This is a genomic window from Proteus sp. PR00208 (genome assembly GCF_016238545.1).
Classification (GTDB): Bacteria; Pseudomonadota; Gammaproteobacteria; order Enterobacterales; family Enterobacteriaceae; genus Proteus.
Genome location: NZ_JAEHQE010000010.1, coordinates 104713 through 115741 on the forward strand (window position 1 = coordinate 104713; position 11029 = coordinate 115741).

Annotated in this window: 10 protein-coding genes; 4 read left to right on the plus strand and 6 right to left on the minus strand. The window is 39.1% G+C overall.

Features of this window, described 5'->3' with window-relative positions; translation table 11 throughout:
- Positions 1–37 precede the first annotated feature (37 nt).
- From JEP36_RS09080 to rfaQ, 3 genes are read right to left on the minus strand one after another with little or no spacing between them, the layout of a single operon-like run.
- Entirely contained in the window at positions 38–1141 is a 1104-nt protein-coding gene (locus tag JEP36_RS09080) for a glycosyltransferase (RefSeq protein WP_196533687.1), read from the minus strand.
- Positions 1138–2271, minus strand: coding sequence for a glycosyltransferase family 4 protein (locus JEP36_RS09085; RefSeq protein WP_198630109.1), 1134 nt, complete (start codon positions 2269–2271; stop codon positions 1138–1140). The genes JEP36_RS09080 and JEP36_RS09085 overlap by 4 nt, the downstream gene beginning before the upstream one ends.
- Positions 2271–3338 (minus strand): putative lipopolysaccharide heptosyltransferase III, encoded by a 1068-nt coding sequence (gene rfaQ / locus JEP36_RS09090; RefSeq protein WP_198626409.1) that lies wholly within the window; start codon positions 3336–3338, stop codon positions 2271–2273. The genes JEP36_RS09085 and rfaQ overlap by 1 nt, the downstream gene beginning before the upstream one ends.
- Positions 3339–3497: 159 nt before the next feature.
- Between rfaQ and JEP36_RS09095 the strand changes: the two genes are divergently transcribed.
- Together JEP36_RS09095 and JEP36_RS09100 are read left to right on the plus strand one after the other, a co-directional pair.
- Complete coding sequence (locus JEP36_RS09095; protein ID WP_198630110.1) at positions 3498–4460, plus strand: polysaccharide deacetylase family protein; 963 nt, start codon at positions 3498–3500, stop codon at positions 4458–4460.
- A 1-nt stretch (position 4461) separates the two neighbouring features.
- Positions 4462–5535, plus strand: a complete 1074-nt coding sequence (locus JEP36_RS09100) for a glycosyltransferase family 9 protein (RefSeq protein WP_198630111.1) — start codon at positions 4462–4464, stop codon at positions 5533–5535.
- 21 nt (positions 5536–5556) lie between these two features.
- Here JEP36_RS09100 and rfaC read toward each other — a convergent pair whose 3' ends face one another.
- The 3 genes from rfaC to rfaD are packed head-to-tail and all read right to left on the minus strand — an operon-like array spanning position 5557 to position 8513.
- On the minus strand, positions 5557–6516 hold the full coding sequence (rfaC, locus tag JEP36_RS09105; protein WP_198630112.1) for a lipopolysaccharide heptosyltransferase RfaC: 960 nt from the start codon (positions 6514–6516) through the stop codon (positions 5557–5559).
- Positions 6513–7565, minus strand: coding sequence for an ADP-heptose--LPS heptosyltransferase RfaF (gene rfaF / locus JEP36_RS09110; protein ID WP_198626412.1), 1053 nt, complete (start codon positions 7563–7565; stop codon positions 6513–6515). The genes rfaC and rfaF overlap by 4 nt, the downstream gene beginning before the upstream one ends.
- Before the next feature lie 9 nt (positions 7566–7574).
- Positions 7575–8513: an ADP-glyceromanno-heptose 6-epimerase gene (gene rfaD, locus JEP36_RS09115; protein ID WP_198620321.1), complete on the minus strand. Its 939-nt coding sequence runs from the start codon at positions 8511–8513 to the stop codon at positions 7575–7577.
- 270 nt (positions 8514–8783) lie between these two features.
- Between rfaD and JEP36_RS09120 the strand changes: the two genes are divergently transcribed.
- Both JEP36_RS09120 and tdh read left to right on the plus strand, forming a co-directional pair.
- A complete protein-coding gene (locus JEP36_RS09120; RefSeq protein ID WP_198620322.1) occupies positions 8784–9983 on the plus strand; it encodes a glycine C-acetyltransferase in 1200 nt (399 codons plus the stop codon).
- Positions 9984–9992: 9 nt separating this feature from the next.
- Positions 9993–11018, plus strand: coding sequence for an L-threonine 3-dehydrogenase (gene tdh, locus JEP36_RS09125; protein WP_023583402.1), 1026 nt, complete (start codon positions 9993–9995; stop codon positions 11016–11018).
- Positions 11019–11029 lie beyond the last annotated feature (11 nt).

Genomic DNA, 11029 nt, shown 5'->3' on the forward strand with positions numbered 1-11029 from the left:
TGTGTGAGAGAAAGTGTGTAAAACAAGTAAGCGCGGATTAAGGAATTAAAGCGATATACTGCTTTAAAATATGGTTTAGTTCAAATTTTGCATAGGATGATGGCAATATTTGAGGCTGTGAATAATACGCAAGGCGAAGTTTTTCTGCGAGAGAGTCACTATCCATTGTAGAGAGGTAATCAGAAAGTTCGTCTGTCATAATTTCGCTGACCCCACCAGGGCATCGAGTACTGACGATAGGCACACCACATATTAATGCTTCAATTAATACAGTAGGAAGCCCTTCACTATCAGAGCTTAATGCAACCACTTTAGCGCCTTTGATTGCAGGGAGAGGGTTTGGGATAAAACCCGCAAGTGTGACTTTCTCCACTAAGTTAAGTTGTTTAATTTGAGCTTCTAATTGCTGTTTAACGGTGGGAGTACCTTCACCTAATATAATGAGTTGGCAAGGTAAATCGGCTTTAGCAAAAGCCTCAATTAATCTGTCTTGTCTTTTTACTTCATGTAATCGACCCACATGCAAGATATAATCTTGTTCGGCAAATGGATTAGAAAGGGTAGCTTTTTGCTGTATTTCTTCAATATTAAATGGGTTATAAATAGTTTTTAGTTGTTCAGCATGAATACCAATGGCATTGATTAGATCATCTTTTACCGCATTAGAAACACAAACGAGATTTTTATCTCGATAAACTCGTTGGATTTTTATTTTTTTCAACCAATATGAAAATCCTGATTTATTACCAAGATAAGATTGAGAGTAAATGCCGTGAATACAGTACCAAACATTGCAGCTTTTTAGTTGTTTAGAGCGACAAACAATACGGTCTGTTTTATGTAAATTAGAAAGAACAAGCGCTGGGCGCCCTTTTTTAGCAAAAAGTTGAGTGAGTACATTATCAAGCGATTTTGCTCTACGCGATATTTCAGTTAATTTTCTAAAAATTCCACGATAGTTATCATGATCAACAATATAATCAATAAAATCAGGTAGTTCATACGCTAATTTATTATGTAAGGATAATAATGTGACTTGGTATCCTGCTTGATGAAAACCATTAGCTAGCCTGAGCGTGACATTTTCAGCGCCACCACCCGGTAATCCATCAATAATAAAAAGTATATGTTGTTGACTCACAAGGCTAATATCCGTTTATAAAGTGAAATAAGCTCGCCTGATAATCGTTGTGGTGTATAAGGGAGAATGGTCTCTCTCGCCACTTGTGACATCTCAGTCCACGCTGTTTCTTTTGGGATCTGTGTAATCGCATCAGTTAATGCTGAAATATCTAATGCATCACAAACAAATCCATTTTTACCATGTTGAATAAACTCTGCACCACCACAAGTCGTTGAGGTGATCACCGGTAAACCACACGATAATGCCTCAAGAATAACATTAGGAAAAGGGTCATAAAGAGTAGGAAGTAGTAATGCATCCGCGATTTGATAAAAATCGAGTGTTTTTTTCTGCATACCTAAAAAGAAAATGCGTTGCTCACAACCTAATTGTGTTGCGAGTTGTTCATATTTACGCTGATTTTTATCACTTCCAACTACTAACAATATAGCTGATGTCTTTGCTATTGCTGAGATAGCAGCTGCTAAGCCTTTACGTTCGAAGCCTGATCCCACATAAATAAAGCAAGGTACATCGTGTGGAATATTATATTGTGTTTTTAAGGTCTCTTTTTGAGAATTTGTTGCAGGTACGAAAGCATTATGGTCAATTGCATTATAAATGACAGTTATTTTATCGGCAGAAACACCAAAATCCTCAATAATTTCATTTTTAACCATCTGTGAATTACAGATAACTTGTTTTAATGCGGGATCGGCATACATCTGTTTTTCTGCATTCATTACATAGCGGTGGTATCTATCATAAAATAGCCAACGCCCTTTCCAATTAGGCAATATTCTTTGGCGTTGTAATAGCCATCGGCGATGTACACCATCACCAGCACGAAAAATATCACAACCTGCGATACGTTCATGGCTTTGAACAATATCAAAATGATTTTCCTGCCAACATGCTCTAGCTGCCTTAGCGAAACCCGATTCTCGGCTAATCCTGCCCAATTTTCGTGGATTGCATAAGTGAATATGCCAATCTGAATTAGTATCACCTTGCCATTCTCGCGTGATCACATTGAGTTCAAGGTCATCGTTGGATAATGCATCTAATGCGCGCGCAATAAAGCGTTCTGCTCCCCCATCTGGGCGATATTTTTGTCTGACAATGGCGAGTCGTAACGGGTGATTCATTAAGATAAATGCCTTATAGCTGTGTTGTAAACCACATCAACCGGAATAGCGGAAAGATAACGTTGTTGGGTGTCTGTCTTTATATGGTCTGGGTGTGGAATATCGTCATAATTGCCTGCCCATATTGTTTCACCTACTGCTTGCCAAGGGTGCCAATGTTCAAGTTTAGAAGGACCAAAAAGAGCAACTAAAGGCGTTTTTAATGCAGCAGCCATATGCATTGCGACAGAATCAACACCAATAAAAAGTCCTGCATTATCAATTAATACAGCAAGTTGAGATAAAGATGTTTGCCCAGCTAAAACCGTTATCACATCTTTGTTTGGGCAGCGTGCCAAAATAGTTTGTATCATCTCTAATTCTTTTGCTTCTGGGCCCGAAGTTAACACTACGGAATAATGATTTTGCTGAAGCTTTGTAATTAAAGTCGCCATTTTATCTTCATCCCAGCATTTGAAAAACCAGCGAGAGGTTGGTTGTATAACGATATAGTTTTTAGGGAGATGATATTTTTCAATAGTCTCAGTTAACCACTGTTTATCTGCTTCGCTATAAGCCATCATAACATCTGAAATAATAGGAATATTAAGTGGAGCAAGGATACTCAGATTTTGTTCAACAGTGTGTAGCTGTCCATGATCTGCCGTAGAGACAATAATATTGTGGCATTTTTGCCAAAACTGACTGTTTTTGCGCTTTTCAAATTCAAAACCTAAGCGCACTTGTGCTTTAGTGACTAAAGCAAAAATGGCAGCTTTCCACTGATCAGCTAAATTAACAACTAAATCATATTGTTGTTTTTGTAATATTCGACCAAGCTCCCACTCTTTTTTTAATCGAGTGAATTTACCTTGATGTTTCCAATTACGATCAAGATAAAAAATATTATTGATGAATGGGTTGTGCTCAAGCATAGGTAATGTTTCTTTGTATAATAAAACATCAATCGTTGCATTAGGATAAGCTGATTTTAATGAGCATATAACGGGCGTCGTTAATAACATATCTCCATGATGTTGGAGTTTAATAACCAGTATTCTATTAAATGATTGATTTATATTAGTCATAATTACTTTAGCTTTAGTGAGATACTCTAATTGTAAACAAAACAGCCAAAAGCATCCATAAAACCTAATTTATATTGATTGAATTGATGTTTTACACTGCATGCCATAGTATTAAATATAAATTTATTAGCCTATTATCCATTAATTGGCAGGGTATGCATGAAAAAACCAGCATTTATTATCACATTAGATACCGAAGGCGATAATCTTTGGGAAAACGAACGTGATATCACCACAAAAAATACGCATTTTTTACCCCGTTTTCAGCAACTTTGCGAGCATTTTCATTTTAAACCCGTTTGGCTAACAAATTACGAAATGGTAATGGATGATGCCTATATTGAGTTTGCTCGTGATGTTATTGCACGTAATACGGGTGAAATTGGTATGCACTTACATGCATGGAATAGCCCACCACTTGTACCTTTAACCAATGATGATTTACATCATCAGCCTTACTTAGTTGAATATCCTAAAGATCAAATGCGAGAAAAAATCGCGTTAATGACTGACTTACTTGAAAATAAACTACAAACCAAAATGTTAAGTCATCGAGCGGGTCGTTGGGCATTTAATGAAATTTATGCACAGCTTTTAGTTGAATTTGGTTATCAAGTTGATTGCTCTGTAACACCTAAAGTGGATTGGCGTTTTACCAAAGGTGATCCCGCACAATCGGGTGGAACAAATTACACTGATTTTCCAAGTCATGCTTATTTTATGGATCTAGAGGATATCACTAAAGCAGGAAATTCAACGTTGCTAGAAGTGCCGATGAGTATTCAATATAAGCACTCACCTTTAATGAATAAATTTAAGCAAGGTTACGATAAATTAAGAGGTAAACAGCGGGCACCTTCTGTAAATTGGCTACGTCCTAAAGGCGGAAATGTACACCAGATGATTGAAGTAGCAGAAAAATCTTTAGCACAAGGTCATGATCATATTGAGTTTATGTTGCACTCGTCTGAATTTATGCCAGGTGGTAGCCCCACATTCCGCACAGAAAAAGATATCGAAGGGCTATATAACGATTTAGAAACGCTATTTAGTTTCTTAAAAGATAAAGTGCAGGGCATGACGCTGGCTGAGTATTATCAAAGTAAAGTACAGGCAAAATAAAATGAAGTTGAAAAAACTGAAATGGGTACATAACTTCTTAAATATCTATAACCCACTTTTTGGCAAGATGAAAAAAACGGATACATTTTCATCAGATATTCAATTTAACAGCATTCTTATTTTTTCAACGACTGCGCTTGGGGATTTTATGTTTAATACCCCAGCGATAAGAGCCATTCGTGCGCATTATCCAGATGCTCATATCACATTAGTTTCGAGTGAGAAAAATAGGTTATTAGTTGAAAACTATGACCAAATAGACAGTGTGATTTATTGGGATAATAAAATAAAAAACTTACTTCCTATTGTCTTACAGGCAAAAAAATATAAGCCTGAATTAGCTGTAATTTTACATTCTCACCTCCCTTATGATGTGCTATTCGCAGTAATGGCAGGTTGCCAATATATTTTGCGTAATACTTTTCATGAACTTCCTAAGTGGTTTACAAAATGGATTGTTGCTGATCATAACACCACACCAGTACATCTTGTTCAAAGTAAATTAGATCTTGTCAGTCATTTAGGCATCACAAATGTAAGCACTGATATGGAGCTCCCTTGTAAGATAAAGTTATTACCAAAAATAGAATATAAAGTGATCGGCTTTCAGATGGGAACGTCAACGCCAGAACGGAGATGGGCTGTCTCTCATTTTGTCGAGTTAGCTAAAAAATTAATTAACAGTGATAATTCATTGATAATTAAGTTAATTGGTGCTCCTCATGAACAAGGTTTATCTGATGAATTTTTCAAATTACTTCCTGTTAATTATCACAAAAATATAGAAAACTTAGTTGGTAAAACGTCATTACCAGACTTATTAAGTCATATCAATATGATGAACGTATTAGTGACTGGTGATACAGGACCCTTACATTTAGCGATTACATTAAAACGACCAACTGTGAGTTTATTTGTCACCGCAAATCCTTGTTCAACAGGTCCTTACCAAGATCTTGAGCTACATACCGTGATTAAGAAAGAGCCTCTCTTTTGTGAAGCTCCAGAGTCGATTATGGATGTAATTACTGTTGATGAAGTCTTTAATGCAGTCAATAAAACCCTAAAAGGCTAGTGATCTTTAGGGTTTATAAGACTAAATATCAAGAAGGTCGAATATTTGCTGTGGCTTTATCTCACCAATATCTCCACCTTCTGCTTTCACAGACATTTGTGCCTTACCGTAACCGCCGATTAAACCAGGATCGGTAGGGCCAAATAGAGTGATATTCGGTTTATCTAATGCCGCGGTTAAGTGGCTTAACCCCGTATCCACAGAAACTACACTTTTTGCACCAGCAATCACTTGAGCAACATCCGCGAGCGACATTTTTGGCAATACATCAACATAGTCAAAATCTTTAGCTAGGCGGATAGCGCGTTGATGTTCATGCTCTGCGCCCCAAGGTAACTTAATGCGCAATCCTGAATCAGCGAGTAGGGCGATTAATTCTCGCCAATGAGATTCTGGCCAGTGTTTTTCATCACGGGTTGTTGCGTGCAAGAATACCAAATAAGGGCGTTCATCAAAGGATGGAAGTGAGAGAAAATGCTGTGCAATCCCATAATCACCTTGAGATTGTGGAATGGGATAATTTAAGCTCAGCGCAAAGAGTTGGCGAATACGTTCAACCGCATGCATTTTTTTGCTGACATCATGGCGAACATTGTAGAAAAAACTAGCTAAAGGCTCGCGGGCGCATTGACGAGAATAGCCGTGTTTAGTGCCTTTGGCGTAGCGTGTCACTAAAAATGCACTTTTTAGTAAACCTTGTGCATCAATCACAGCATCATAATGATGAGCTTGAATCGCTTGACGAAATTGTGAGCGCTCAGCACGAATAGGCGCACTAAACCAATTTTTACGCCAACGGCGTATTGCTACTGGAATAACAGTATCAACAGCTTGGTGCCAGCTTGGAATTTGTGCAAAGCCTTCTTCAACAGCCCAGTCAAAACGGATATCAGGATACGCATTTATTGCATCAGTCAATGCGGGCAATGTATGTAAAACATCTCCCATAGAGGAGGTTTTAACGATTAATACCCGCTTCACGCTGATGGCTCCGTTGACAACAAATGTTCAAGTTCCGCAAAGACTTGCTCTGGCTGAATATCAATTAAGCTTTGGTGATAGCCTTGTTCAGCATCCCCTTTACGGATTTTGTGATAACCTGTAATTAAACGGATCACACGCGCTTTATGGGATAACGGAGGTGTAAAATCAGGGCTACTTGGGCCGTAAAGTGCGACTAATGGGCGTTCTAATGCAGCTGCTACATGCATTAAACCAGAATCATTACTGACGACGGCTTTGCAAGACGCAATCAAATTAACCGCTTGTTCAAGGCTGGTTTCACCTGCCAGATTAAAACAGGCTTCACGTGCTTCTGGCGTTAGGGCTTGTTTTATCTCTTCACCCGCTTCTTTATCTTTTTGAGAGCCAAAAAGGAAAATCTGATAACCCTGCTCAGCAATTAATTTTTGTGCTAAAGCTGCATAATGATAATGAGGCCAACGTTTTGCAGGACCAAATTCAGCACCGGGGCAAAAACCAATTGCAGGGCGCTGTGTAGATAATGAAAATTGAGTCAATGTGGTAGATATATCACGCTCTGTAACCGATAACTTAGGCCAAAGCAGAGGTTGAGGTAAATCTGTCGCTTTTTGGACTTTTTGCTTGTCATAAGCTAGAGCCACATAGCGTTCAACCATCAGCGGGAAGGCATCTTTATCTAAAGGGCGTAAATCATTTAATAGGCCATAACGCATTTCTCCACGCCAGCCTGTGCGCTTAGGAATATCTGCAAAGAAAGGGACTAATGCAGATTTAAACGAGTTAGGTAATACATAAGCGTGCGTGTAACCATTTTCTCTTAATTGCTTTCCTAAACGACGACGCTCACCAATCGCTAATGCACCATGACCTAACGGCATTGGGATGGCATTATCAACTTCTGGCATTTTTTCAAGTAATGGACGGCACCACGCTGGTGCCATCACATCAATCGTTGCCGCAGGATGTAATGCTTTCAATGTACGATAAAGACTTTGAGACATCATCATGTCCCCGACCCATGAAGGCCCTACCACAAAGATTTTCATAAACAGCGATTACTTACCTTGATTTAACCATTGCATATAAAGCTCAACGCCTTCGGCAACCGTTTTAAATGGTGCGGTATAACCTGCTTTACGTAAGTTTGTGAGATCTGCTTGTGTAAAGGCTTGATAACGACCTTTCAATTTTTCTGGAAATTCAATATGTTCGATAGAGAGATCTTTATCTTTATGGTGCGCAATAACTGCGTTTGCAACCGCTTGGAATGATTCAGCGCGGCCTGTACCACAGTTAAAAATTCCCGATACATTATTGCGCCAGAACCATAAATTAACCGCAGCCACATCACCTACATAAATAAAGTCGCGTTGGAAGGTTTCGCTACCTTCAAATAACTTAGGATTTTGTCCAGCATTTACTTGGTTATTTAAGTGGAATGCAACACTTGCCATACCGCCTTTATGTCCTTCACGAGGGCCATAAACATTAAAATAACGGAAGCCACAAATCATCGATTCTGCTTCAGGTAAAATTTGGCGTACATATTCATCGAATAGGAATTTTGAATAACCGTAGACATTTAAAGGTGCTTCGTATTTTCTATCTTCGATAAAGTTATCTGTACGACCGCCATAAGTGGCAGCCGAAGAGGCATATAAGAAAGGAATTTGGCGTTCAAGACAAAAATGAAGTAGCTCTTTAGAATATTGATAGTTGTTATCCATCATATATTTGCCATCCCACTCAGTGGTCGATGAGCAAGCACCTTCATGGAAAACTGCATCGATATCGCCGAAATCATCACCAGCAACAACGCTCGCAATAAAATCTTCTTTATCCATGTAATCGGTAATATTCAGATCGACCAAATTCACGAACTTGGTGCCATCTTTAAGGTTATCAACAACCAATATATCGGTATAACCTTCATCATTTAATGCTTTAACAATATTGCTGCCGATAAAACCTGCACCGCCCGTGACGATAATCATGTGGCTACCCCTTCATATAAAAATCTAAAAATTAGCTCTAGGTCTATAATAACACTGAACAGCATTAACGGTAGTATTCATCACGGAACAACAGGCTGAAATTCTCGAAAAACACAGTGTGTATTAGTGATCTTAATTACATAAATAACATTATTTATTTACATTTGTCGTTTTTAATAGAACAAAGGCATAGAATAAGAAACAATAACGACTACATTATAATCAAAAATGTATGTTACCTCTTTTCGCCCTGTAGTCTTAGGAGAAAGTATGTCTACCCACTCTTTCTATCAACAAATTAATCAACAACTCGAACAAACTCGTCAAGATGGCCTCTTTAAAAATGAGCGTATCATCACTTCTTCACAAAACGCAGATATCGCCGTTGCTGACGGAAGCCATGTTATTAACTTTTGTGCTAATAACTATTTAGGTTTAGCCAATCATCCCAAATTGATTGAAGCGGCAAAAGCAGGTATGGATAGCCACGGTTTTGGGATGGCTTCAGTGCGCTTTATTTGTGGTACTCAAGATTCACATAAAACATTAGAAAATAAAATTGCTGAATTTTTGGGTATGGAAGATGCCATTTTGTATTCCTCTTGCTTTGATGCCAATGGTGGATTATTTGAAACATTAATGGGGCCCGAAGATGCGATTATTTCTGATGCCTTAAACCATGCTTCTATTATTGATGGTGTGCGTTTATGTAAAGCGAAGCGTTATCGCTACGCCAATAACAATATGGCAGAACTGCGCGCACAACTTGAAAAAGCTAAAGCAGAGAATGCTCGCCACATTATGATCGCGACAGACGGCGTATTTTCTATGGATGGTGTGATTGCAGATCTTAAAAGTATCTGTGATTTAGCGGATGAATTTGGTGCCTTAGTGATGGTCGATGATTCGCATGCCGTGGGTTTTGTGGGTGAACAAGGCCGTGGAACTCATGAGTATTGTGATGTGATGGACAGAGTCGACATTATCACGGGCACTTTAGGTAAAGCCTTAGGCGGTGCATCGGGTGGTTACACCGCAGCACGCAAAGAAGTGGTTGAGTGGTTACGTCAGCGTTCTCGCCCTTATTTATTTTCCAACTCGTTAGCACCTGCAATTGTTTCTGCCTCTATTGCTGTTTTAGATATGCTGAAAACAGGCGATGAAATACGTGCTCGTTTATGGCGTAACGCTTCGCTTTTCCGTGAAAAAATGAGTGCGGCAGGCTTTACATTGGCGGGTGCTGATCACGCGATTATTCCAGTGATGCTAGGCGACGCTAAATTAGCACAAGAGTTTGCAACCCGCTTACTTGATGAAGGGATTTATGTCACAGGATTCTTCTATCCTGTTGTACCACAAGGCCAAGCTCGTATTCGTACACAAATGTCGGCAGCACATACTACTGAACAAATTGAGCGTGCAGTGGCGGCATTTATCAAAATCGGCAAACAACTTAATGTGATTGCATAAGGTTCCCATATGAAAGCATTGTCAAAATTAAAAGCGCAAGAAGGTATCTGGATGACCGATGTTCCAGTACCTGAACTTGGTCATAACGATGTGATGATCAAAATTCGTAAAACAGCAATTTGTGGCACTGATGTTCATATTTATAACTGGGACGAGTGGTCACAAAAAACAATTCCTGTTCCTATGGTTGTGGGTCATGAGTATATCGGCGAAATTGTTGCGATAGGACAGGAAGTGAAAGGTTTTAATATTGGTGATCGCGTCTCTGGTGAAGGGCATATCACTTGTGGTCATTGCCGTAATTGCCGTGGTGGTCGTACGCATTTATGCCGTAATACCATTGGTGTGGGTGTAAATCGCCCGGGCTGTTTTGCTGAATATCTGGTTATCCCTGCCTTTAATGCATTTAAAATTCCAGACAATATTCCTGATGAATTAGCAGCTATTTTTGACCCATTTGGTAATGCCGTTCATACCGCGTTATCTTTTGATTTAGTGGGAGAAGATGTGCTGGTTTCTGGTGCTGGCCCAATTGGTATTATGGCTGCTGCAATTTGTAAACATGTGGGTGCACGTCATGTGGTGATCACGGATGTTAATGAATATCGCCTTGATCTTGCGAAAAAAATGGGTGTTACCCGAGCAGTTAATGTCAGCAAAGAAAACTTAATCGATGTGATGAAAGAGCTAGGCATGACAGAAGGTTTTGATGTGGGATTAGAAATGTCAGGTGCACCACCTGCGTTTCGTACCATGCTGAATACTATGAATCATGGCGGTCGTATTGCCCTTTTAGGTATTCCGCCTTCTGATATGGCGATTGATTGGGGACAAGTTATCTTTAAGGGATTGTTTATTAAAGGTATCTATGGCCGTGAGATGTTCGAAACATGGTATAAAATGGCGGCACTTATTCAGTCTGGCCTTGATCTCTCGCCTATTATTACTCATCAATTCCCAATTGATGAATTTCAAAAAGGCTTTGATATCATGCGTTCAGGTCAATCGGGTAAAGTGATTTTAGATTGGCAGTGATATGTGATAGC

Excerpts from the sequence above, each read along its gene's own strand:
- JEP36_RS09085 (WP_198630109.1), bottom strand. The coding sequence starts at position 2,271 with ATGAATCACCCGTTACGACTCGCCATTGTCAGACAAAAATATCGCCCA.
- rfaQ (WP_198626409.1), bottom strand. The coding sequence starts at position 3,338 with ATGACTAATATAAATCAATCATTTAATAGAATACTGGTTATTAAACTC.
- JEP36_RS09095 (WP_198630110.1), top strand. The coding sequence starts at position 3,498 with ATGAAAAAACCAGCATTTATTATCACATTAGATACCGAAGGCGATAAT.
- JEP36_RS09100 (WP_198630111.1), top strand. The coding sequence starts at position 4,462 with ATGAAGTTGAAAAAACTGAAATGGGTACATAACTTCTTAAATATCTAT.
- rfaF (WP_198626412.1), bottom strand. The coding sequence starts at position 7,565 with ATGAAAATCTTTGTGGTAGGGCCTTCATGGGTCGGGGACATGATGATG.
- rfaD (WP_198620321.1), bottom strand. The coding sequence starts at position 8,513 with ATGATTATCGTCACGGGCGGTGCAGGTTTTATCGGCAGCAATATTGTT.
- JEP36_RS09120 (WP_198620322.1), top strand. The coding sequence starts at position 8,784 with ATGTCTACCCACTCTTTCTATCAACAAATTAATCAACAACTCGAACAA.
- tdh (WP_023583402.1), top strand. The coding sequence starts at position 9,993 with ATGAAAGCATTGTCAAAATTAAAAGCGCAAGAAGGTATCTGGATGACC.